This is a genomic window from Curtobacterium sp. MCJR17_020 (assembly GCF_003234365.2).
GTDB lineage: Bacteria > Actinomycetota > Actinomycetes > Actinomycetales > Microbacteriaceae > Curtobacterium.
The window spans coordinates 2,562,514-2,586,268 of the sequence record NZ_CP126260.1 but is presented as its reverse complement, the minus strand read 5'-3'; the positions used below and the strand labels follow the sequence as shown (position 1 = coordinate 2,586,268).

The 23,755-nt window shown below is 71.3% G+C and carries 19 protein-coding genes; 7 read left to right on the top strand and 12 right to left on the bottom strand.

The features are described 5' to 3' along the window. Window positions 1-148: 148 nt before the first annotated feature. From rfbD to DEJ14_RS12110, 5 genes are read right to left on the bottom strand one after another with little or no spacing between them, the layout of a single operon-like run. Entirely contained in the window at window positions 149-1,000 is an 852-nt protein-coding gene (gene rfbD / locus DEJ14_RS12130) for a dTDP-4-dehydrorhamnose reductase (protein WP_111086004.1), read from the bottom strand. Beyond that, complete coding sequence (gene rfbB, locus DEJ14_RS12125) at window positions 997-1,983, bottom strand: dTDP-glucose 4,6-dehydratase (RefSeq protein WP_111086003.1); 987 nt, start codon at window positions 1,981-1,983, stop codon at window positions 997-999. Before rfbB ends, rfbD begins: the two co-directional genes overlap by 4 nt. Then, window positions 1,980-3,626, bottom strand: a complete 1,647-nt coding sequence (locus DEJ14_RS12120) for a glycosyltransferase family protein (RefSeq protein ID WP_111086002.1) — start codon at window positions 3,624-3,626, stop codon at window positions 1,980-1,982. The genes rfbB and DEJ14_RS12120 overlap by 4 nt, the downstream gene beginning before the upstream one ends. Next, window positions 3,623-5,158 (bottom strand): glycosyltransferase family protein, encoded by a 1,536-nt coding sequence (locus DEJ14_RS12115; protein ID WP_181437578.1) that lies wholly within the window; start codon window positions 5,156-5,158, stop codon window positions 3,623-3,625. The genes DEJ14_RS12120 and DEJ14_RS12115 overlap by 4 nt, the downstream gene beginning before the upstream one ends. Window positions 5,159-5,171: 13 nt before the next feature. Then, the gene (locus DEJ14_RS12110) at window positions 5,172-6,113 is read right to left on the bottom strand and encodes a glycosyltransferase family 2 protein (protein ID WP_111086000.1); all 942 of its coding nucleotides are present in this window, start codon (window positions 6,111-6,113) and stop codon (window positions 5,172-5,174) included. A 98-nt stretch (window positions 6,114-6,211) separates the two neighbouring features. Between DEJ14_RS12110 and DEJ14_RS12105 the strand changes: the two genes are divergently transcribed. Genes DEJ14_RS12105 through DEJ14_RS12095 form a run of 3 tightly spaced genes read left to right on the top strand, consistent with a single transcriptional unit; the run spans window position 6,212 to window position 9,561 of the window. After that, window positions 6,212-6,820: a dTDP-4-dehydrorhamnose 3,5-epimerase family protein gene (locus tag DEJ14_RS12105; protein ID WP_111085999.1), complete on the top strand. Its 609-nt coding sequence runs from the start codon at window positions 6,212-6,214 to the stop codon at window positions 6,818-6,820. Between the two features lie 21 nt (window positions 6,821-6,841). After that, a complete protein-coding gene (gene rfbA / locus DEJ14_RS12100) occupies window positions 6,842-7,705 on the top strand; it encodes a glucose-1-phosphate thymidylyltransferase RfbA (RefSeq protein ID WP_111085998.1) in 864 nt (287 codons plus the stop codon). Window positions 7,706-7,713: 8 nt separating this feature from the next. Continuing rightward, a complete protein-coding gene (locus DEJ14_RS12095) occupies window positions 7,714-9,561 on the top strand; it encodes a glycosyltransferase (protein ID WP_111085997.1) in 1,848 nt (615 codons plus the stop codon). 121 nt (window positions 9,562-9,682) lie between these two features. Here DEJ14_RS12095 and DEJ14_RS12090 read toward each other — a convergent pair whose 3' ends face one another. The 6 genes from DEJ14_RS12090 to DEJ14_RS12065 all read right to left on the bottom strand — a co-directional run bounded on the left by DEJ14_RS12090 (window position 9,683) and on the right by DEJ14_RS12065 (window position 15,546). After that, the gene (locus DEJ14_RS12090) at window positions 9,683-10,249 is read right to left on the bottom strand and encodes a DUF805 domain-containing protein (RefSeq protein ID WP_181437577.1); all 567 of its coding nucleotides are present in this window, start codon (window positions 10,247-10,249) and stop codon (window positions 9,683-9,685) included. Window positions 10,250-10,272: 23 nt separating this feature from the next. After that, window positions 10,273-11,127 carry a glycosyltransferase family 2 protein gene (locus DEJ14_RS12085; RefSeq protein ID WP_111085995.1) on the bottom strand — a complete coding sequence of 285 codons (855 nt, stop codon included), beginning with the start codon at window positions 11,125-11,127 and terminating at the stop codon, window positions 10,273-10,275. Beyond that, window positions 11,124-12,278, bottom strand: coding sequence for a glycosyltransferase family 4 protein (locus tag DEJ14_RS12080; RefSeq protein ID WP_220036446.1), 1,155 nt, complete (start codon window positions 12,276-12,278; stop codon window positions 11,124-11,126). The genes DEJ14_RS12085 and DEJ14_RS12080 overlap by 4 nt, the downstream gene beginning before the upstream one ends. A 74-nt stretch (window positions 12,279-12,352) precedes the next feature. Beyond that, window positions 12,353-13,492, bottom strand: a complete 1,140-nt coding sequence (locus DEJ14_RS12075) for a glycosyltransferase family 2 protein (protein WP_111085993.1) — start codon at window positions 13,490-13,492, stop codon at window positions 12,353-12,355. Continuing rightward, window positions 13,411-14,640: an ABC transporter ATP-binding protein gene (locus DEJ14_RS12070; protein ID WP_111085992.1), complete on the bottom strand. Its 1,230-nt coding sequence runs from the start codon at window positions 14,638-14,640 to the stop codon at window positions 13,411-13,413. The genes DEJ14_RS12075 and DEJ14_RS12070 overlap by 82 nt, the downstream gene beginning before the upstream one ends. Window positions 14,641-14,643: 3 nt before the next feature. Further along, window positions 14,644-15,546, bottom strand: a complete 903-nt coding sequence (locus DEJ14_RS12065; protein WP_111085991.1) for an ABC transporter permease — start codon at window positions 15,544-15,546, stop codon at window positions 14,644-14,646. A 190-nt stretch (window positions 15,547-15,736) separates the two neighbouring features. Here DEJ14_RS12065 and DEJ14_RS12060 point away from each other — a divergent pair, with 190 nt between their 5' ends. Both DEJ14_RS12060 and DEJ14_RS12055 read left to right on the top strand, forming a co-directional pair. Next, a complete protein-coding gene (locus tag DEJ14_RS12060) occupies window positions 15,737-16,330 on the top strand; it encodes a hypothetical protein (protein ID WP_111085990.1) in 594 nt (197 codons plus the stop codon). Next, window positions 16,330-18,879 carry a hypothetical protein gene (locus DEJ14_RS12055; protein WP_111085989.1) on the top strand — a complete coding sequence of 850 codons (2,550 nt, stop codon included), beginning with the start codon at window positions 16,330-16,332 and terminating at the stop codon, window positions 18,877-18,879. Before DEJ14_RS12060 ends, DEJ14_RS12055 begins: the two co-directional genes overlap by 1 nt. Before the next feature lie 90 nt (window positions 18,880-18,969). Here DEJ14_RS12055 and DEJ14_RS12050 read toward each other — a convergent pair whose 3' ends face one another. Then, a complete protein-coding gene (locus DEJ14_RS12050) occupies window positions 18,970-20,286 on the bottom strand; it encodes a glycosyltransferase family protein (protein ID WP_181437576.1) in 1,317 nt (438 codons plus the stop codon). Window positions 20,287-20,423: 137 nt separating this feature from the next. Here DEJ14_RS12050 and DEJ14_RS12045 point away from each other — a divergent pair, with 137 nt between their 5' ends. Next, window positions 20,424-22,913 (top strand): glycosyltransferase, encoded by a 2,490-nt coding sequence (locus tag DEJ14_RS12045; protein WP_111085987.1) that lies wholly within the window; start codon window positions 20,424-20,426, stop codon window positions 22,911-22,913. Next, the gene (locus tag DEJ14_RS12040; protein WP_111085986.1) at window positions 22,910-23,656 is read left to right on the top strand and encodes a polyprenol monophosphomannose synthase; all 747 of its coding nucleotides are present in this window, start codon (window positions 22,910-22,912) and stop codon (window positions 23,654-23,656) included. The genes DEJ14_RS12045 and DEJ14_RS12040 overlap by 4 nt, the downstream gene beginning before the upstream one ends. The last annotated feature ends 99 nt before the right edge of the window (window positions 23,657-23,755 follow it).

Sequence of the window (23,755 nt, the reverse complement as noted above, 5' to 3'; positions counted from 1 at the left end):
CGAGGACCGGCCCGGCGCCCGGCTGCCCGACCCTACCAGGGCAGGTGGGCCGCCCCCTGGAAGCCGCGGCAGGAGACCGGGACGGGAGGCCCGGATCACGTTCGCGACGCGGCGGACGTGATCCGGGCCTCCCGGTCGACTGCCGTGCCTACTTCGTCAACGCTCCTGCGGCCACCGCGGCGCGCAGCGCCTCGCGCCAGTCGCGCATCGGCGCCAGGCCGGCGCGCGACCAGCCGTCGTGGCCGAGCACGCTGTACGCCGGGCGCGGCGCCGGCCGGACGAACGCGGCGCTGTCGGTCGGCAGGACGCGCTCGGGGTCGAGTCCGAGCTCGGTGTAGATGGCGCGGGTGAAGTCGAACCACGACCCCTGCCCGGCGTTGGTGCCGTGGTAGACGCCCGCGGGGGCGTCGCCGTCGACGAGCTCGACGATCCGCGCGGCGAGGTCGCCGGTCCACGTCGGCTGACCGACCTGGTCGGTGACGACGCTCACGGTGTCGTGCGAGCCGGCCAGCCGGAGCATCGTCGCGGCGAAGTTCGGTCCGTGCGCGCCGTAGATCCAGGCGGTCCGGACGACGTACGACGTGTCCGGGGCGATCTCGCGCACGAACGCCTCGCCCGCGGCCTTGGTGCGGCCGTAGGCGTTGATCGGGTCCGTCGGGGCGTCCTCGGCGTACGGGGCGGTGCCGTTGCCGTCGAAGACGTAGTCCGTCGACACGGTGACGAGCTTCGCGCCGTGGCGGACCGCGGCCTCGGCCAGGAGCTTCGGGCCGGTCGCGTTGACGGCGAAGGCGTCGTCCTCGTGGCACTCTGCGTCGTCGACCTTCGTGTACGCGGCGGAGTTGATCACGACGTCGTGTCCGGCGACGGCGGCGTCCACCGCGGCCGGGTCGGTGATGTCGAGCTCGGCGCGCGAGAGTGCCGTGACGTCGCGGCCGGCGAGCGCGGCCTGGAGGTCACGGCCGAGCATGCCGGCGGCGCCGGTGATGAGGTACCTGGTCATGCGATCGCTGCGCGCTCCTTGAGCGGCTCCCACCACGAACGGTTGTCGCGGTACCACTGCACGACGTCGGCCAGGCCCTGCTCGAAGGGGACCTGCGGCTCGTAGCCGAGCTCGGCCTGGATCTTCGAGATGTCGACCGAGTAGCGCAGGTCGTGCCCGAGGCGGTCGGCGACGCGGTCGACGTACGACCAGTCCTTGCCGGTGGCGTCGAGGAGCAGCTGCGTGAGCTCCTTGTTGGTGAGCTCGGTGCCGCCACCGATGTTGTAGATCTCGCCGGCGCGGCCACGGGTCAGGACCATCGCGATGCCGCGGGTGTGGTCGTCGACGTGCAGCCAGTCGCGGATGTTGTTGCCCTCGCCGTACAGCGGGACGTGCACGTCGTCGATGAGGTTCGTGACGAAGAGCGGGATGACCTTCTCGGGGAAGTGGTACGGCCCGTAGTTGTTCGAGCAGCGCGTGATCGAGAGGTTCAGCCCGTGGGTGCGGTGGTAGCTGCGGGCGAGCAGGTCGCTGCCGGCCTTCGACGCCGAGTACGGGGAGTTCGGCTCGAGCGGGCGCTCCTCGTCCCACGAGCCCTCGCTGATGGAGCCGTAGACCTCGTCGGTGGAGACGTGCACGAAGCGCTCGGTGCCGTGGCGGAGCGCAGCGTCGAGCAGGCGCTGGGTGCCGACGACGTTCGTCTCGACGAAGATGCCGGAGTCGCGGACCGAGCGGTCGACGTGGGACTCGGCGGCGAAGTGCACGATCGCGTCGACCGTCGGGACGACCTCGTCGAGCTTCGCGGCGTCGCGGATGTCGCCGTGCACGAAGGTGTAGCGGGGGGAGTCGGCGACCGGTGCGAGGTTCGCTTCGTTGCCGGAGTAGGTCAGCGCGTCGTAGACGACGACCTCGGCGCCCTCGAGGCCGGGGTACGCGTCCTCCAGGGTGCGGCGGACGAAGTTCGAGCCGATGAAGCCGGCCCCTCCGGTGACGAGGATCTTCACGAGTTCTCTTTCCTGACGGTCGGTTCGTGGGTCGGCGGCGATTCTAGCGGGAGCCCGGTGACGGGGGTGGTCGTGGTGCTCGGCACGGCGGCCGTGGTGCTCGGCACTGCGGCCGCGCGCCAGACGAACACGGCGGCTGCGACGGCGGCGGCGAGGAACAGCGCGCCGGCCAGCGCGATCGGGAGCGGCCCGGCGAGCGAGCCACCGGCCATCGCCGACAGGCCGCCGGGGGTGACCCGGAACTGGACGTTCTCCCACGCGCCGCGGTACGCGATGCCGATGCCGTACAGGGCGATGGCGAACGAGCCGACGGCGGCGATCCGGGCGAGCCGACGGCGCAGTTCCGGACGGACGACCAGGGCACGCCACGCCACGGCCTGCGACAGCACGAGGGCGACGACGGCCACGAACAGGAACCGGCCCTGCAGCCCGTTGCCCTGGTGGGTGCCGAGGTAGTTCCGCCAGTTGTAGGCAAGGGTCGCGACGACGACGAGCACCGGCCAGACCAGGGCGATGGTCATCACCCGGCGTCCGGCGCCACGACGCGCGTACGACCAGCCGAGGGCGACGAGACCGACGATCGCCAGGGCGTCGACGACCATGGGCGGCAGTGGCCACTGGTTCGCGCCGAAGTCCCCGAAGAACGAGGCGGTCAGGCCGTCCCACTGCCGACCGGCGAACGCGCCGGGGTTCGCGCCGCCCGACGGGTACGGCTGCACCGTGGTGACGCCGCGCAGGGCGTCCGGCAGCAGGGTCCCGCTGACGAGCAGCGTGCGGACCCACCACCAGCCGGACACCGCGGCGGCGGCGACGACGACCACGCCGGCGTGCAGGGCCGCGCGGCGCCACGGACGTGCGGTGCGCTGGTCGCGGTCGCGGTCGCGGTCGCGCTCGTCGCGCTCGTCGCGCTCGTCGCGCTCGTCGCGGGCCAGCGCGAACACGAGCACGACGAACGGCACTGCCAGCAGGCCGAGTGCGCTGATCGCTGCAAGGCCGGTCACCGCCACGGCCAACCCGGCCGTGGTCCACCACGACCGGTCACCGGTGAGCACGCGCACGCTCAGCCACACGAGCACGGCGCCGAGCAGGATCATCGGCGCCCACGACGTCACGCCGGCGGCGACCTGCGCGAGCTGCGGCACCGCGAAGAGCAGCAGCGGTGCGACCAGGGCGGTCCGTGGCGACCGCGTCACCCGGCGGACGGTCGCCCACACGAGCACGGGCAGCGCGGTCACGAGCACGACGTCGAACAGGCGCAGGACGAGCACCGAGGTGGCCCAGTCGTGCGCCCCGAAGCGGATCAGGCGCAGGATGCCCGCGGCGACGAGCCAGTACGTCGGCGGGTTCTGCGACATCGGGTCGATCGCGGGGGAGTCGCCGGGGACCGCTGCCAGGAGCGCGTCGACCGTGGGGCGGTCGACGGCGGGCACCGGGTGCTCCACGATCTGCCGGATCGCAGCGAGGTAGTGCATCTCGCCGCCGTGCGGCCACCCGAGGCCGAGCGCCAACCGGAACGCGGCGTCGACGTGGGCGGGCTCGTCGGGAGCGCCGAACGCGGGGGTGAGCAGGGCGAAGCCGAGCAGCAAGCCCAGCCATGCGGCCGTGATCGTGCCGAGCACGACCCACTCGCGGCGGGCGGTCACACCGTCACCGCCGTCCGGCGCACGAAACGCACCAGCAGGACCGCCGTGGCGATCAGCGCGACCGCTGCCACAGTGGCCAGCGTGAAGTTCCCGCCGGCGGCGAGCATGCCGTACTGGTCGAACTTGACGATCGAGAACTCGTCGATCCAGAACGCGGCGTCGCGGCCGAACGCCCGGAGCGCGTAGACGACGCCGTAGAGGGCGATGGCCGTCGCTGCGACGGACATGCCGACGGCCAGTCGTGTGGCGCCGGCCGCGGTGACGGTCACGCGCCGCCAGGCCAGGGCGCTCAGGGCGATCAGGGCGATGAGGGTGGGGTAGTAGTAGCGCCCCTGGGTGCCGGCGACGATCGTGTTCCGCACGTAGCCGCCCCACCCGCTCTGCATGTGCAGGGCGATCAGGATGACGGGGTACGACGCCAGGACGATCGCGGGCCGCAGCGACGGGCCGCGGCGGAACGCCCAGACGACGATGCCGGCGATCGACACGATGGTCAGGCCGTCGATCAGGAACTGGGCGAACTGGAACTGCGTCAGGCCGCCGACGCTGCCCCAGAACGTGCGGGTCACGCCGTTCCAGTAGTCGCGCAGGAAGACCTCCGGACTGGCGGCGGTGTCGTCCGGGAACGGCATCGACGGACGGGCGTAGGCCATGCCGTCGGGCTGGATCGCGTGGTACACGAGGATGTTCCGCAGCCACCACCACCCACCGACGACACCGGCGATCCCCAGCGTCCAGGTGGTGCGCAGCACGTTCCGCCAGACGGTCGCGCGGGTGCAGCCCGCCGCCATCACCGCGATCCCGACGAAGGGGACCGCGGGCAGGGCGGTTCCCTTCGTCAGCAGCATCGCGCCGAGCAGCAGGCCGATCCACACCGTGGTCCGCACCCGCTGGTCGCCCGTCAGCAGCCGGACGACGAAGTACACCAGCGCACCCGCGAGGGGCAGCATCAGGGCGTCGTTCGTCACCGAGGTACCGATCGACGCGATCTCGGGGACGGCCAGGATCGCCGCCCCGCCGACCACGGCAGCCCGGGGCGAGCCGGTCAGTCGACGCACGGTGGCCCACGCCAGGAACGGCAGGGGCAGCACGAGCAGGGCGTCGAACAGCCGCAGGGCCATCACGGCGTGGTCCCACCGCAGGTCCTCGAAGTGCACCAGGTGGAGCACCCCGGCGGCCAGCGCGTAGTACGTGGGCGGGTGCTGCGACATCTGGTCGATGCTCGTCGGGTGCACGCCGGGGAACTCCCGCAGCAGCTGGCCCCACGTCGCGTTGTCCGACGCCGGCTGTCGCAGGTTGCTGATCTGCGTGTCGTGCGTGGCGTTGAGGTAGTGCATCGCGCCCGGCTCCGGCCAGGCGTCACCGATCGCCAGGTGCAGGACGGCGTCGACGTGCGTCGGCTCGTCCGGCGCCTTGTAGGTGGTCGTCACGATCGCCCAGACCGCCAGGACGGCGGCGAAGGCGACCGTCAGGGCGATGACGACGACGCGCTCGGCACGGCCGACCCGTGGGCGGGCGACGGTGCCTGACACGGCCGGGGCCGTGTCAGTCGCCATACCGCTGCAGTTTCTGCAGGTCGAGCTGCTCCTCGGCCAGCGTGCGGTTGAGGCGGGTGAGGTCGGCGACGACGCCGATCACGATGGAGAGCAGCGCCGTGATGAGCAGCACCACACCGAGGATGATCGACTGCAGGTGGTTGCCGGGGGTCTGCATCGCGAGCAGCACCAGGTAGCGGACGAGCGGCCAGAGCCCGAGTCCGCCCAGGATCACGCTGACCCAGGCGAAGAGCGCCATCGGCCGGTACATCAGGTACACCCGGGCGATCGCCGAACCGGACTCGAACATGTGCTGGAAGATGTTGCTGAACAGCCGGGACTCGCGCGTCTTCGGGTTCGTCGTGATCGGTACCGACGCGATCGCCAGGCGCTTGTAGCCGGCCTGCACGATGGTCTCCATGCAGTAGCTGAAGCGCGTGACGATGTTCAGGCGGATCAGCGAGTACTTCGAGTAGGCGCGGAACCCGCTCGCGGCGTCGGGCAGGTCGAGCCCGGCGGCGCGGCTGGCGACCCACGACCCGAAGCGCTGCATGAGCTTCTTGAAGCCGGAGAAGTGCTCGATCGTGCGGGTCTGCCGGTCGCCGATGACGATCTCGGCTTCCTTGCGCAGGATCGGCTGGACGAGTTCGGCGATCTGCGCCTGCGGGTACTGGTTGTCGCCGTCGGTGTTGACGACGATGTCGGCACCGTGCAGCAGGGCGTAGTCGACGCCGTCGCGGAACGACCGGGCGAGCCCCATGTTGGTCGTGTGGTGCACGAAGTGCTTGACGCCGTGCTCCTTGGCGACCTCGACGGTGCGGTCGGTGCTGCCGTCGTTGATGACCAGGATCTCGATCTCGTCGATGCCGTCGATCTCACGCGGGATCGAGTCGATGACGCTGGCGAGGGTGTTCTCCTCGTTGAGGCAGGGGATCTGGACGAATAGCTTCACGGGCTCGCTTGGTCTCGTTTCGGGAGTCGCAGCGCGCGGGGCGCGGGGCACAGAACCAGGACAGCCTATGCGATGCGCCACCTTGCTAGGCTTCCCCGGTGCAGATCCGCGAACTGAAGATCCCCGGCGCGTGGGAGTTCACGCCCGTCCAGCACGGCGACGCACGAGGAGCATTCCTCGAGGCGTACCGGGCCGACGTCCTCGAGGAGACGGTCGGTCACCCGCTGGACCTCCGCCAGGTGAACATGTCGATCTCGTCGGCCGGCGTCGCGCGGGGCATCCACTACGCCCTCGTCGCCCCGAGCCAGGCGAAGTACGTCACCGCCGTCCGTGGCGCCTTCATCGACTACATCGTCGACATCCGCGTCGGTTCGCCGACGTTCGGGCAGTGGGACTCGGTCCGCATCGACGACGTCGACCGCAAGGCCGTGTACCTGTCCGAGGGCCTCGGCCACGCGATCGTCGCGCTCGAGGACCACTCCACCGTGAACTACCTGGTCAGCGCGCACTACGACCCCCAGCGCGAGAAGGGGATCACGATCCTCGACCCGACCGTCGGGCTCGAACTGCCGGACGGCATCGGTGAGCCGGTGCTCTCCGAGAAGGACACGAGCGCCCCGACGCTCGAAGCGGCCGCTGCCGCCGGTCTGCTGCCGACGTACGAGGAGTGCGTGGCCTACACCGAGTCCCTCCGCACGACGAAGTAACGAAGTAAGGAAGCGATCTCGATGAAGGGCATCATCCTCGCCGGTGGATCCGGCACGCGCCTCTGGCCGATCACCAAGGGCATCAGCAAGCAACTCATGCCGATCTACGACAAGCCGATGGTCTACTACCCCCTGTCGACCCTGATGATGGCCGGCATCCGCGAAGTGCTCGTCATCACGACGCCGGAGTACAACGAGCAGTTCAAGGCCCTGCTCGGCGACGGCTCCGCCTTCGGCATGGAGATCCAGTACGCCGTGCAGCCGTCCCCGGACGGGCTCGCGCAGGCCTTCGTCATCGGCGAGGACTTCATCGGCGACGACAGCGTCGCACTCGTCCTCGGCGACAACATCTTCCACGGCACCGGCCTCGGCACGAACCTGCGGAAGAACACCGAGGTCGACGGTGCGACGATCTTCGCGTACCACGTGGCCGACCCGAAGGCCTACGGCGTCGTGGAGTTCGACGACGACTTCACGGCCGTCTCCATCGAGGAGAAGCCGGCCGAGCCGAAGTCGAACTACGCCGTCCCCGGCCTGTACTTCTACGACAACAAGGTCATCGAGATCGCGAAGACGATCGAGCCGAGCGCCCGTGGCGAGCTCGAGATCTCGACGGTCAACGAGCGCTACCTCGAGGCCGGTGAACTCGGCGTGCAGGTCCTCGACCGTGGCACCGCGTGGCTCGACACCGGCACGTTCGAGTCGATGATGCAGGCGTCCGAGTACGTCAAGGTCATCGAGGACCGCCAGGGCTTCAAGATCGGGTGCATCGAGGAGATCGCCTGGCGCAACGGCTGGATCGACGACGCGCAGCTCGCCGAGCTCGCCGCGCCGCTCGTCAAGGGCGGCTACGGCGTCTACCTCCAGCGGCTCCTCGGCGCCTAGCACCGCCCGTGGCCTCCGGTTCTGGGTGGTTCGGTCGCCGTCGTCGCGACACGACGGCTGCCGAGCACCCCGACCGGGAGGCCCGTCCCGCGCCCGCAGCGACGACCGACGTCGTCCGCGTGGCTGGCTTCGACGACCCCCTGCCGCACCCGGACCAGGACGTCACGGTCCTCGTCACGACCCGGTCCGACCGGCACGCCGAGGTCGCGCGCCTCGTCGCCGTCGCCCGCGAGGCCTTCGGCCGCGGCACTGACGTCCGCGCCGTGAGCTACGTCGCCGACGCCTCGCCGCGCGATCCGTTCGGTCGTCGCCTGCCGTGGGTGCGCACCGTGCCGGTCGACGGCCTGGGGTCCGCGATCAACGCCGGCCTCGTCGCCGGGGTCGGACGGGTCCTCGTGCTCGTCGACACATCGGTGACGATCGATGCCGCTGGCCTCCGGGCACTCGCCGAGACCGGAGTCCACCGCCTGGTGCAGGCCTCGGTGCGCACGGCGGACGGTTCGGCGCGGAACGGTGCACTGCTCATCCGTCCCGGCGCTCTCCCGTGGTCGGACGACCGTCCGTTCGGCACGGGGGGCTCGGTGTTCGGTGCCGATCAACCCGTGCTCGCTGTGCCCCGGGCCGCGATCGTCCCTGCGCCCGTGCTCACGGACGAGCCGACGACGCTCGTCGGGTGGACGCACGCGTGCGCTGTGCGCCAGCGACCGCAGTCGGGTCCAACGATCCTGGTGGAGGACGTCGGCGAGACCGTCCGACTCGCTGAACCCGGGCGGACGATCGACGCTGCCACCGTGGACGTGTTCTCGTCGTGGCGGGACGCGAGACGGGACTCGGTCGACGGCCGGGGCGCTGCGGTCTCCGCCGGGCCGCCGCTGCCACCGTGGGGAGCGCGACCCGTGACACCGGTCCGCCGGACGACCAGCAGCGTCACCGACCCGCTCACCTGGTCGCTGAAGATCGCCGCTCCCGCCGGGCCCGAGGGTGACGGCTGGGGCGACGTGCACTTCGCCGCCGAGCTGGCCGGGGCACTCGAGCGGCTCGGGCAGCGTGTCCGGATCGACCGCCGCGACGCCCACGTGCGGGACGACGACGCCTCGGACGACGTGACGCTCGTGATCCGCGGGCTCGACCGGGTGCCGCCGAACCCCGCGTCGGTGAACCTCCTCTGGGTGATCAGCCACCCCGACGACGTCTCGGACACCGAGCTCCGGTCGTTCGACGCGGCGTTCGCCGCCGGGCCGGTCTGGGCTGCTGCGGCCGCAGCACGGTCGGGGGTCCCGGTCCGCACGCTGCTGCAGGCGACCGACCCCGCGGTGTTCCACCCGGGTGCGCGGGCGACGACGAGCCCCGACGCCGACCGGGTGGTGTTCGTCGGCTCGACCCGCGGCGCCGCGCGCCCGGTGGTCGCCGATGCCGTGGCGCTCGGAGCCGACCTCCGCGTGCACGGCCCGGCGTGGCAGGGCGTGGTCCCCGACGCAGCGCTCGGCAAACCGTCGCTGAGCCGGGCCGAGGTCGCCACGGCCTACGCCTCGGCGCGCGTGGTGCTCAACGACCACTGGGCGGACATGGCGGCCGGTGGCTTCGTGTCGAACCGGGTGTTCGACGTGCTGGCGTCCGGGGGAGTCGTCGTGACGGACGAGGTCGCCGGGCTGCCCGAGGTGCTCGACGTCCCGACGCTCGCGGTGGCGCGTTCCCGTGACGAGCTCGCCGCGCTCCTCGACCCGGCGCGAGTGTGGCCGTCCGCTGCCGAACGGGCGGCGGTCGCGTCGCGCATCGCAGCGGAGCACTCCTTCGATGCCCGAGCCGCCGTACTGCTCGGGGCGGCCCGTACCGAGCACGCCCGCCTCCGCGCCTGACCCGTCGCTCCGCGTCGACGAGTCCCGCCCTGAGCTGCGCCCCGCCGTGGTCATCGCGCCCCGAAGAGTCGGGGCGCGATGACCGTGCCGGGGCGCGCCCGGCGTCGATCGGCCGTGCCCCCTAGGCCGCGCGGTGGGCGACGGGGACTCCGGCGCCGGACGGCTCCGGGTCCGACGGGAGCGTCGGGCGCCAACTGCGGCGCAGGGCACCGAGCAGCAGGAACAGGTCCATGACCGGGACGCCACCGAACAGCGCGATCCACGTCGGCGACCCGATGTCGCGGAGTCGTCGCGCGCCGAGTGCCAGGTTCGGGATGGCCGTCAGCACGCACCACACGAACAGCACCCACTGCGACGGCGGCCCCTGGGCGACGACGTGCCAGCCGTCGGGGCTGCCGTTCAGGCTCAGGACGGACTGCCCGATCCCGAGGAACCCGGGGGTGTTCTGGAAGGTCGACATCGAGTCGTCGGCGTCCGGGATCCCGGTGGCCATCGGCACGAACGTCACGACGAGCCAGACCACGAGCACGTCGACGGCGCGTGCCCACCAGAACTCGGCCCGGCTCGCACGGGCACGGCGGAACGTGAACGCCCCCGTCCAGTAGCGGCGTGCGGCGTCGATCGGGCCGCAGCCGAGCCAGGGTTCCGGGTCGCGGTGCACGACGCTGAGCCGAGTGGGGTCGCGCACGGCCCTGCAGGCCCCCGACCGGGCTACTTGCGTGTGACCCAGCGGGCGCGGGCGGAGAGGCCCGCGTGCAGGGCGACGCGCAGCGGCCAGAGCCACCACGCCCGGTACTTCCGCGACAGGAACCGGTACGCGCTGCGGTGGTGCTCGATCTCCATCCGGCGCCGGTTGGACGACGTCGAGTGCGCCCCGGTGTGGGTGACCACGGCCGTCGGCACGTACACGTTCGCACGACCGGAGCGACCGACGCGCTGGCCCAGGTCGACGTCCTCGAAGTACATGAAGTACGACTCGTCGAACCCGCCGAGCTCGCGGAACAACGACGTCCGGATGAGGAAGCACGCGCCGGACAGCCAGCCGGCCTCGCGCTCGACGACCTGCGTGGTGGACCAGTACCGCTGGCTCCACGGGTTGGCGGGCCAGAACCGCGAGAACGCCGCGTGGCCGAGCCCGGTCCGGAGCGACGGCAGTTGGCGTGCGGACGGGTAGGTCTCACCCTGCTCGTCGAGGATCCGCGGCCCGAACGACCCGCCGGACGGCAGCCGGTCGGCGGCGCGCACGAGTTCGTCGATCGAGCCGGGTGCGAGCACGACGTCGGGGTTCGTGACGAGCAGGAACTCGGGGCGGACGTCGGGCAGGACGTCGTCGAGGGCGCTCAGCGCGGCGTCGATGCCCCCGCCGTAGCCGCGGTTGCCCCCCGATGACACCACGACGGCACCGTAGGACTCACCGATCGCCCGCAGTGCGTCGATGTCGGCCGACCCGTTGTCGGCGATCACGACGGCGACCGGCTCCGAGGACGCCGCCGCGACGCTCGCCAGGAACGGCCGGATGGTCTCGCCGGTGTTGTAGGTGACCGTCAGCACGGCGACGCGGATCACCGGGTACCCCCGGCCCGAGCGTCCCGGGCCACGGCCGAGTAGGCCTCGACGTGCACGGCTGCCGTGGCCTCCCACGTGAACGAGGAGGCCCGGGCCAGCGCGGCCGCCCGGTGCGACGCGACGAGCGACGGGTCGTCGAGCAGCCGCGTCATCGCTGACGCCAGTGCGGGGCCGGACGGCTCGGTGTAGACCGCTGCCTCACCGCCGACCTCGGGCAGCGACAACCGCCTCGTGGTCAGGACGCACGCGCCGGAGGCCATCGCCTCGACCACCGGCAGCCCGAAGCCCTCGCCGAGCGACGGGTAGACGACGAACTCCGCGCCGCCGAGGTAGCCCGCCAGGTCCTCGAGGGGCAGGTAGCCGGCCTCGATCACGTGGTCGTCCGGCTGCAGCGCGTCCAGCCGGGCGATCGCGGACTCGTCCCAGCCCCGCGCTCCGGACAGCACGAGCCACGGGGCGTCCGCGCGCGCGGCGCGCACCGCGGTGTAGGCGTCGAGCAGCGCGGTGACGTTCTTCCGCGGTTCGATCGTGCCGAGGAACGCGATCCAGGGCGCACCCTCGGGCAGCGTCGCGGCGATCCGGGCGTCCTCGACCTCGGCGGTGGACGGCTCGTGGAACACGGCACGGTCGACGCCGAGCGGTGCGACCCGGACGTCGGCGCGGATGCCGGTCACGACCCGTGCGGCCTCGGTCGCGGTGGCCGCGCTCGGCACGATGACGACCGGGCGGGAGCGCAGGGACCGACGGCTCCACCAGGTGAAGAACGTGCGCTTCAGGCGGGAGTGCCACTCGGGGTTCGAGAAGAACGTGGCGTCGTGCAGGGTGACGACGGACCCGCCGCGCCACGCGAACGGGAACGTGTAGTGCGGGGAGTGCAACACCTGCGCCCCGAGTCGTCGGCCGAGTGCCGGCAGGCCCGTCTGCTCCCACAGGAACCGGAGCGGCACGGAGTCGGTCCACGCCGGCGCGATGTGCACGGTTGCGTGCGGTGCCACGGCGGCGAAGTGCGAAGCGTGCACCGGTCGGACCACCAGGTGGACGTCGAGCGCCGGGTCGGTCAGGTGCGACACGACCCCCTCGACGTAGCGGCCCACACCGCCGAGTGCACGCGGTACCGCGGTCCCGTCGACGAGGACGGTGAGCTGCGGCACGCGAGGGTCCTTCCGAACGGGGGCGCCACGGTCGGGTCCGTCGGCGGGGGAGTGACCAGGATAGCCCTCCGCGCTCATGCGCCCGGGTCCACGCTGCGGCGCGGGACGGACGCGCGCCGCGACTCGCGGAGCCGCCGCGCGAGGTGCGACGGGAGCGCCCCGACGACGTCCGCGAACGCTGCCAGGACGAGCCGGGCCTCCCGTCGGGTGGAAGCGGCGAGCAGTCCGCGCAGGCCGCGGAAGAGGGTGCGGGCGCTCGCCCGCAGGACGGTGCCCCACGGCGCGTGCCAGAGCGCGACGACCAGCCGGTTCCGCGCGTTGCGGAAGAGGAACAGGTCGCTCTGCACCCCGGACGACGCCGAGTGGTCGTGCTCGACGACCGCGTCGGCCGCGTGTTCCACGCGCCAGCCGCGTCGGCGGAGTCGCCACGCGAGCTCGGTGTCCTCGTAGTACATGAAGAGCGACTCCTCGAGCAGGCCGACGTCGTCGAGGGCGCTCCGCCGCAGGGCGGAGGCCCCACCGGAGAACCCGAATACGTCGACGTCCGCGACCCGGTCGACGGGCGCGAACCAGTCGCGGTCCATGCCGTTGCCGTCGCGGTCGATGCGCACGCCGGTCGAGTTGAGCCGCACCTCGCCGTCGGGCGACGGCGTCCATGGGCGGCCGTCGTGGCCCTGCAGCACGCGCTGGCCGGGTGTGGGCGTCGCGCCGACCGGGAGGCCCGTCCAGCGTCCGGCGAGCACGATGCGGCCCGTCACGGCCGCGACCTCGGGCCGCGCCTGCGCCAGGTGGTCGCGGAGCGCCGCGACGAAGCCCGGCGCGGGGACCGCGTCGTTGTTGAGCAGGACGACGACGTCGGCGTCCGCGTGCCGGATGCCGGTGTTCGCGCCGGCCGCGAACCCACCGTTGTGCTCCCGTGCGACCACGTCGACGTCGGGCAGGTCACGGCGGAGGACGGCGACGGAGTCGTCCGACGAGCCGTTGTCGACGACGACCACCTGGTCGGCCGAGCCCTCGGCGAGCACGGCGCGGACGGCCGCGGTCGTCAGGTCGGCGCGTTCCCAGTTGACGACGACGACCGCGGTGCGCGGGACGCCCGGGGTCCGGACGTCGGTGTCGTCGTCGCTCGGGCTCAGTCCAGCTCCTCGATCGAGGGCTGCGCGTAGACCGTGCCCACGGCGTTCTCGAACCCGGGCACCTCGAACGAGTCGCACTCCGGCATGTCGTGCAGGTGGCGGCCGGCGGAGTCCATCATCGACACGTTGATGAAGTACTTCCCGGTGCCGAACGCGGTGTCGGCGATCCGCAGGCGGAGCTTCCGGCGACCGTGCAGCGGCTGCAGTTCGAGGCCCATGATGCCGGTGGTGGTGCCGTACACGACCTGGCCGCCGGCGTTGTTGATCTGCACCGCGGCCTCCCAATCGGCGATGCCGTCCAGGTGCTCGAACTCCATGTCCACGACGAGGTCGTCGCCGGGCATGACCTCGGCGCGGGGCTCCTTGCCGTCGACGTGCACGCTCGCGCCGATGACCTTGCCGCGGCCGACGGCGACGTCGGTGCTGAGCTCGCCCTGGCGGCGTTCCTCGAGGACGTCGCGGAACATGCTCACGGCCTGGACGGGATCGCCGTCGTGCAGCACCTTGCCCTTGTTGAGCAGCACCACCCGGTCGCACATCTCCTGCACCTGGCTGAGCGAGTGCGTGACGATGATGATCGTCTTGCCCGCCTCTTGGAAGGTGCGGATGCGGTCGAGGCACTTGCGCTGGAACGCCTCGTCGCCGACGGCGAGCACCTCGTCGACGAGCAGGACGTCGGGGTCGGTGTGCACGGCGACGGCGAAGGCGAGTCGCACGTACATGCCGGATGAGTAGAACTTCACCTGGGTGTCGATGAAGTCGCCGATGCCCGAGAACGCCAGGATGTCGTCGAACTTCTCGTCGGTCTGCTTGCGGCTCAGCCCGAGCAGCGACGCGTTGAGGTAGACGTTCTCGCGCCCGGACAGGTCGGGGTGGAAGCCGGCGCCGAGCTCGAGCAGGGCAGCGAGGCGACCGCGGCGGGACACCGTGCCGGAGGTCGGCTGGATGATGCCGCCGATCGCCTTGAGCAGCGTCGACTTGCCGGAGCCGTTCTGGCCGATGAGGCCGACCGTCGAGCCGGCCTGGATCGACACGGTGACGTCGTCGAGGGCCCAGAAGTCCTGGCGGTGCTTGCGGCCGGCGCGACCGAGCGTGACGATGCGCTCGCGCAGGGTGTTGTCCTTGCGGACCGTGAAGCGCTTGCGGACGTGGTCGATGACGATGACGTCCGGCCGCTCGGCGGTGCCCTCGGTGGGCGTCGGGGCGACGGGGGTGCTGATGGCCATGGTCTACAGCTCCTGCGCGAAGTTGCCCTGCAGACGGGAGAACACCCGCTGCGCGCCGAGGAGGCAGAGGACACCGATGACGAACGCGATGCCGAGGCGCAGCATCAGGTGGTCCGGGTACGTGACGTCGGCCGGGTCGTGCAGCCAGATCGCGTTCTGCATGCCGAGCACGGCCAGCGTCAGGGGGTTGTTCGTGTAGGCCGTGATGAGCCAGTCGGTGTTCACGGTGGCGACCACGCGCGAGTACGAGTACACGATCGGCGAGGCCCAGAGCAGCACCATCAGGCCGACGTCGATGACGAACTGCACGTCGCGCAGGTACACGTTGAGCGCGGACAGCACCAGGCCGATGGCCGCACCGTAGACGAGGATCACGGCGAGCGAGGGGATCAGGTAGATCAGCCCCTCGTGGAACGGGAAGACGCCGATGACCACGGTCGCGGCCAGCAGGATCGCGAACTGGATGGTGAAGTTCACCAGGGCCGCGCCGACGCTGGCGAGCGGGAAGACCTCGCGCGGGACGTAGACCTTCTTGATCAGCCCGGAGTTGCCGACGATCGAGCCGGTCGACCCGGCGACGATCTCGCTGAAGAGCGTGTAGGCGGTCAGGCCGGTGAAGACGTAGATCGCGAAGTTGTCGATGCCGTTGGCGGCGCCGAGGACCTTGCCGATGACGAAGTAGTAGATGAGCAGCTGGGTCAGCGGGCGCACCAGCGTCCACACGAACCCGAGCGCCGAGTCCTTGTACCGCGCCTTCAGGTCACGTCGGATGAGCATCCCGAGCATCTCGCGCTGCCGGAAGACGTCGCGCAGCTCTCGCCAGGTTCCGCGGAAGGCGCTCGTCGGAGCGCCGATCACGACGAGGGGTTCCTTCGCGAGCGCCGCCATGCGGGCTTGATCGACCATACGTCTCTTCGTTCGTGGGGGCAGGACCGGAACAGCATACTCACCGGGCCCGCGCGGCAGGGATGGGCGACGGCCGTCGTGCACCCCGAGCGGGGGTGATTCCGGACCGATCCAACCCTCAACCTTCACTTTGGGGTTACCGTTGTCGCAACCCGGACCCTTGTCAACATCCACAGGACGGCCCGTCAGCATGCTCCTCGCATCCAGGCCGATCGCTGCGTTCGCGGTGGTCGGTGCCCTCAGTGTTCTCTTGGCCGGTTGTTCCGGTGGTGGCGACGACGCCACCCCGTCGCCGTCCGCGTCAGCGACCCGCACCGCCAGTCCGACCCCGACCGCCGACGACCCGGCGACCGCGGAGCCCACCGGCACCGCGTCGTCGCCCGCGTCCGAGGCCACCGACGACCCCACTGCCTCGGACGACGACACCCCCGGTGCCTTCCCGGGGAGCGGCTCGACCAACGAGCCGGACACCGACCCGTCGGACTTCCCGGCGACCGCGGTCGTCACCTACAGCGGCTGGGACACCGCCTCGAAGTCGCTGCAGGCCGGCGGACTCGTCTCCGGCACCACCGACACCAGCGGGACCTGCACGTTCACCGCGAAGAAGGGGAGCGTCACGCGCACCGCCACGAGTGCGGCGCAGGCGAGCGCCTCCTCGGTCAACTGCGCGCAGGTCGCGTTCCCCGCGGCCCAGGTCCCCAGCGGCACCTGGTCCGTCACCCTGACCTACGCCGTCGGCTCCGCGTCGACGACGTCCGACCCGATGCCGGCGGAGGTGCCGTGATGCGTTCCATCCAGACCGAGTCGGACGGGCGCCGTCGCCGACCCTTCCGGACCTCCCTCGCGATCGTCGCGGCACTCGCCGTCGCCGTCAGCGGGCTGACCTTCGGCACGATCCTGTCCGAGCAGACCACGACCGAGTCCGCCTCGGCCGCCGTCGCCGGCGACTTCGACCCGGGCAACATCATCAGCGATGCCAACTTCTACAACGGCTCGGCGATGAACGCCGCGGCCGTGCAGTCGTTCCTGACGAGCGTCGCCCCGAACTGCCGGAAGTCGTCGAGCGGACCCGCCTGCCTGAAGGACTTCTCGCAGAAGATGAGCGCGATCGGTGCCGTCTCCGGCCGGTGCAGCGCCATCGCCGGCGGCACCAAGTCCGCCGCGACGATGATCGCCCAGGTCGGCGCCGCGTGCGGCATCAGCCAGAAGGTGCTCCTCGTGCTCCTGCAGAAGGAGCAGGGCATCGTCACGACGTCCTCGCCGACGTCCTACATGTACCTGCACGCCACCGGCTTCGCGTGCCCGGACACCGCCCCGTGCGACCCGGCGTACTTCGGATTCGGTCAGCAGGTCTACGCCGCCGCGCTCCAGTTCAAGCGCTACCAGGCGTCGCCGACCTCGTGGGCGTACCAGGCGGGTCGGACCAACTCGATCCTCCTCAACCCGAACGCGGCCTGCGGTCGCAAGTCCGTCTACATCCAGAACCAGGCGACCGCGGGACTGTACATCTACACCCCGTACACCCCGAACACCGCCGCGATGTCGAACCTCTACGGCACCGGCGACAGCTGCTCGGCGTACGGCAACCGCAACTTCTGGCGCATGTACACCGACTGGTTCGGCTCGGCGACCGGTGGCGGCAACCCGTACGGCAACGTCGACGCGGTCACGCCGAGCTCGACCTCGTCGATCACGGTCAGCGGCTGGGCCGTCGACCCGGACACCACGAGCGCGCTCCGCGTCGCGTTCTACGTCGACGGCGCCGGAGCGAAGACCGTCACCGCGAACGTGAACCGGCCCGACCTGTCCGCCACCCTCGGCGCGAACAACCTCAAGCACGGGTTCTCGACCGAGCTGACCGGGCTGAGCGTCGGCAAGCACTCGGTGTGCACCTACGCCATCAACCAGGGCAAGGGCAGCAACACGCTGCTCGGCTGTTACACCCGCACCGTCGTGAGCGCAGCCCCGAAGGGTGCACTCGACACCGTCACCGGCAGCGCCGGCACGATCACCGCGACCGGCTGGGCCCTCGACCCCGACTCGGCGAAGCCCGCCCCGTGGAAGATCCTGGTCGACGGCGTCAGCAAGGCGACCGGCACCACCGACCGCACCCGCACCGACGTCGCCAAGGTCTACAAGGGCGTCGGCAGCACCCTCGGGTTCTCGAAGACGATCGGCGGCATCACGCCGGGCACCCGCACCGTGGCGCTGTACACGCAGGACAAGCCCGGCACCGACTACGTGAAGGTCGCGTCGAAGTCCGTCACCGTCAGCGCCCCGACCACCGGCAAGACCGGCAAGACCGGAGCGCTCCGCGGCTCGTACGAGTCCGTCAGCGGCGGCGCCGGCACGGCCACGGTGCGCGCGTGGGCGATCGACCCGGACGTCTGGGACCCGGTGAAGTACAAGGTCCACGTCGACGGCGTCAGCACGAACAGCGGCACCGCGAACGCCACCCGCACCGACGTCGAGGCGAAGCACCCGTCCTGGGGTTCCGACGTCGGCCTGGCACTCCGCCTGACCGGGCTGAGCGCCGGCAACCACACCGTGCGGGTCTACTTCCAGGACCTGCCGAGCGGCACCTACAAGAGCTTCGGTACGAAGACCGTGAAGGTGACGTCGGCCACGGCCCCGTCGTCCGGCACCACCGGCAAGACCGGCAAGACCGGCGCGGTGACGGGCTCGTACGAGTCGGTCACCGGCGGCGTCTACAGCGCGACGGTCAAGGGCTGGGCGATCGACCCCGACGTGTGGGACCCGGTCAAGTACAAGATGCACCTGGACGGCGTCGCGATCGACCCGGGCGTGGTGAACGCCAAGCGCACCGACGTCGAAGCGGTCCACCCGGGCTGGGGCTCGGACGTCGGCCTGTCCGTGCAGCTCACCGGCCTGACCGCCGGCACGCACACCGTGCGCGTGTACTTCCAGGACCTGCCGAGCGGCACGTACAAGAGCTTCGGCACGAAGTCCTTCACGGTCATCGATCCGCCCTCCACGGGCAAGACCGGCAACACCGGTGCCGTGAAGGGGTCGTTCGACTCCGTCACCGGCGGCAAGGGGACCATCACCGTCACGGGCTGGGCGATCGACCCCGACGTGTGGGACCCGGTCAAGTACAAGATGCACCTGGACGGCGTCGCGGTCTCGCCGGGCACGGTGAACGCGACCCGCACCGACGTGCAGAAGAACTACCCGAACTGGGGTTCGGACGTCGGGCTGTCGCGGGTGCTCACCGGGCTGAAGCCCGGCACGCACACCGTGCGGGTCTACTACCAGGACCTGCCGAGCGGGACGTACAAGAGCTTCGGGACGAAGACGGTGACCGTGCAGTAGACGGTCGCCGAGACGGACGGGAGGCCCGGTGCCAGCTGGCACCGGGCCTCCCGTCCGTTCCGTGGTCGCGACGTCAGTGCTGTCGGAACGTCAGCGGCGCACGCGCCGGGCCATCAGTCCCACGCCGTGCAGCAGCCGGTACTCGGGGGAGCGGGTGAGGCCCGCGAACCGCGCCGCGATCTGGTCGCGCTCCGCCTCGGCCTGGCGGCGGGCGGTGTCGTACGCGCCGACCTGCTGCTCCGACGCGACGAGCCGCCGGTTGATGTCCTGCACCCCGGACAGGTGGACGTCGCGGTCGTGCTCGGCCTGGCGCAGGACCTCGCGCTGTGCGGTCGCCCAGCGCAGGAACGCGTTCCGCTCGCCGGACCGACCCGAGGCGATCGCCACGGCAGCGTCCAGGACCGGACCGACCTGCTCGGCGCGCGCACGGAACGAGTGCCGCTCGACGACCACGGCACGGAGTCGGGCCGTCAGGGCCGTGCGCTCGGCGCGGGGCATCGCGAGCACCCGCTCGAGCGACGCGGCGTCGTCGAAGACCGGCACGTCGGACAGGCCGAGCTCGTCGAGGCCGAGCGCGCAGTCCGTCACCGGCAGCGCCCCGGACGCGAGTGCCTCGTACAGGCGCGAGTTCAGGGTGCCGTACTCGGCGGCCGGGGCGATCACGTCGTCGACGACGAAGCCGGCGGCGCGGTACACCTCGGGCAGCGCGAAGTAGGACACCGCGGGGCGGAGCTCGACGCCGGCCGTGGCCTCGACGTGGTCGACGTTCGCGGCGAACCACACGATCGGCTCAGCCGGGGCGACCTCGGCGAGCACGTCCTGCACACGGCGGCGCACGCCCCAGAAGTTGACGGTCGTGACGGCACGGTCCGTGCGTTCGGACGCCGTGGCGGGCGCGGTCGTGCCGGCCTCCTGCGGGCGCTCGTCGGTGAACAGGTCCAGGTCGACACCGATCGGGACGACCTCGACCGGACCGTCGTACTGCGCGGCGACGGCATCGCGGGCGATGCCGGACGACGTCCACACCGCGTCGAACTCACCGAGGTAGGGCAGAGCCGCCCACTTCGCGGTCCAGTTCCGCACCCACGCGACCAGGGCGGTGCCGGCGGGGACGTACCCGGGGACGAACGACTCGATCATGCTGACCACGACGGCGGTGTCGGCGGGGACCGCTTCGCCCCAGCGCTCGAGCGGCCACATCGCGACGCCCCAACCCTCGGCACGGAGCGCCCGTGCGAGCCCGAGTGCGACGAACAGGTCGCCCTTGCCCTCGGTCGGGTCGGCGGTCGAGACGGCGAACCGGACGGTGCCGCGCGGCCCCTCGGCGTGCGCACCGGCCGCGATGGCCGCGTACTCCGGTGCGAGGGGCGAGGACAGGGGAGTGTTCGGGATCACTGCGGCAGTCACGCGGCCCATTCTGCACGAATCGGCGACGGCCACAGGGGAGTGGCGGGGCGCGCCTTGTAGGGTGTCATCGGCTCGCGGCACCCCGTGGGCCGAGCCACCGATCCGCGCCGTGCGCGGCAGCTGCTGGAGGAACTCGCGTGACAGAGCGCAAGCCGGGAGTCGTGTCCGTCATCCTCGTGAACTACAAGGGCACGGACGACACCCTGACGAGCATCGCGGAACTCCGCAAGCAGGACTGGCCGCAGGACAAGCTCGAGGTGATCGTCGTCGAGAACGGCTCCGGTCCGGAGCACCTCGGCCGGCTGCAGGCCTCCGACCTCGACTTCACCCTGGTCGACGCGGGCGCCAACCTCGGTTTCACCGGCGGGTGCAACCTCGGCGTCGAGAAGTCCTCCGGCGAGGTCGTCGCGTTCCTCAACAACGACGCCCGTCCCGACACCGGGTGGGTGCGCGAGGCGATGGCCACGTTCGCGTCCGGCGCCGACATCGGGGCCGTGGCGTCGAAGGTCCTCGACTGGGAGGGCGTCAACATCGACTTCACCGAGGCTGCGATGACCTGGTACGGCATGGGCTACAAGCCCTTCGCCGGGTCGCCGGACACCGGCCGCTGGGAGAGCGAGACCGACGTCCTGTTCGGCACCGGCGCCGCGATGTTCATCCGCGCCGAGCTCTTCGAGCAGCTCGACGGCTTCGACGACCGCTACTTCATGTTCTACGAGGACGTCGACCTCGGCTGGCGACTCAACCTGCTCGGCTGGCGCTTCCGGTACCAGCCGAAGTCGGTCGCGTTCCACAAGCACCACGCGTCGATGAACAAGTTCGGCGACTTCCGCGAGACCTACCTGCTCGAGCGGAACGCCCTCTTCACGCTGTACAAGAACCTCGGCGACGAGCAGCTCGCCGCCGCACTGCCCGGCTCGCTGGCGCTCGCCGTCCGCCGTGCCGTGGGCCGCGGGGAGCTCGACTCCACGGAGCTCGACCTGCGGAACCCCGGCGACGACAGCGTCCCCACCATCCCGGTGCCGAAGACGAGCATGGCCGGCATCTACGGCGTCGACCAGTTCGTCGAGCAGCTGCCGTCGATGACCGAGTCGCGCCGCGCGATCCAGGCCACGCGCGTCCGCAGCGACCGCGAGCTCCTGCGCCTGTTCGGCAACCGCGACGAGCCCGCGTACCCGATCGAGAACTACCTGGCCGGCTACGACAAGATCGTGCACTCCCTCGGCGTGCTCGAGGTCGGCACCCGCCGCCGCATCCTCATCATCACGGGCGACTCGATCGGCGCGAAGATGGCCGGTCCCGCGATCCGCGCCACCCAGATGGCCAAGCAGCTCGCGTCCGAGCACGACGTTCGCGTGGTCAGCCTGACCCGCTCGTCGCAGATCGACCCGTCGTACGAGGTCGTCACCGTGCCGCACCGCCACCCGCGCCAGATGGTCGAGCACGAGGGCTGGGCCGACGTCATCATCGTGCAGGGCCACGCGCTCCGGCTGTTCCCGGTGCTCGAGTCGACGAGCAAGATCCTGGTCGTCGACGTGTACGACCCGCTGCACCTCGAGCAGCTCGAGCAGGGCCGCAGCGACGACGTCGACCAGTGGAACCGGCAGATCCTCGACGCCTCGGACACGCTCAACCACCAGCTCGAGCTCGGCGACTACTTCATCTGCGCCTCGGAGCGCCAGCGCATGTTCTGGCTCGGCCAGCTCGCCGGTTCCGGCCGGGTCAACGCCCGCACGTACTCGCGGGACGCCGACCTCCGCTCGCTCATCGGCGTCGTGCCGTTCGGGCTGTCCTCGACCCCGCCGGTGCACGACCAGCCGCGCGTCAAGGGCGTCGTGCCGGGCATCGGCAAGAACGACAAGCTCGTCGTCTGGGGCGGTGGCATCTACGACTGGTTCGACCCGATCACCCTGGTCCGCTCGATCGCCCAGCTCGCCGCCCGCCGGCCGTCGGTGAAGCTCTTCTTCATGGGCGTGCAGCACCCGAACCCCGACGTGCCCGAGATGGACATCGTCGCGAAGGTCCGTGCCGAGGCCGACGCCCTCGGTCTGACCGGCAGGCACGTGTTCTTCAACGACTCGTGGATCCCGTACGAGGAACGCGGTGCCTACCTGCTCGAGGCCGACGCCGGCGTCTCGACGCACTACGAGCACCTCGAGACCACGTTCTCGTTCCGCACCCGCATCCTCGACTACCTGTGGGCGCGCCTGCCGATCGTCACGACGGCCGGCGACTCCTTCGGTGACCTGGTCGCCGAGCAGCAGCTCGGCGTCGCGGTGCACGAGCAGGACGTCGACGGCCTGGCCACCGCGCTCGAGACGGCGCTCTTCGACAAGAAGGCCCGGGCCCAGTTCATCGCCAACGTCGACCGCGTGCGCGAGCAGTTCACGTGGGAGAACGTCCTGGCGCCGCTCGTCGAGTTCTGCCGGAACCCGATCCGCGCGGCGGACAAGTCGGTGCGCGACACCAGCACGAAGCTCGCGCCCCACACGATGCGCGTGCGCGTGCCGGACCGCAAGAAGCTCTCGGGCGTCCGCTACGACGTCGGGCGCGCGGTGCACTACTTCCGCACCGAGGGCCCGCGCAGCGTCGCGGGGAAGATCAAGCGACGCCTCGGCAACCGGTGAATCCAGCCGAGACGACGGCCCTCGTCGTCGTCCCGACGTACGACGAGGCCGAGAACATCCGAGCCATCGCCGACGCGATCCTGACGGCGTCGCCCGGTTCCCACCTGCTCGTCGTCGACGACGGCAGCCCGGACGGCACCGGCGACATCGTGCGGTCCATCGCGGCCGACGACGACCGGGTGCACCTGCTGCAGCGGTCGGGCAAGCTCGGGCTCGGCACGGCCTACGTCGCCGGGTTCCGGTGGGGCCTGGAGCGCGGGTACCCGCTGCTGGTCGAGATGGACGCCGACGGCTCGCACCCGGCCGACCGGCTGCCGGCGCTCATCGACGCGGTCACCTCGTCGGACGACGTGCTGCTCGCCATCGGGTCGCGCTGGGTGCCCGGTGGGTCGGTCGTCGACTGGCCGCTCCGTCGTCAGGCGCTGAGCCGGGGCGCGAACACGTACGCGCGGTTGGTGCTCGGGATCCACGTGCGGGACATCACCGCCGGGTACCGCGTCTACCGTTCCGACGCCATCGCGCGGATGGACCTCGGCTCGATCGACTCGAAGGGGTACTGCTTCCAGGTCGACATGACGCTGCGCGTGGACGCCCTGGGCGGCCGCATCGTCGAGGTGCCGATCCGGTTCCGCGACCGCGTGCACGGGGTCTCGAAGATGAGCCGCTCCATCGTCGTCGAGGCGATGCTCCGCGTCACGCAGTGGGGCCTGCAGCGCCGCCTGGGTCGTCCGACGCGCCCGTAGCGCTCGCGCCGCGCTCGCGCCGCCGTGTGCGCCCGCACCGCGCCCGCGCGCTCGCTCTCGTGCCCCCGTGTGCGGCCCCGAGGTTCCGAGATCTCGGAA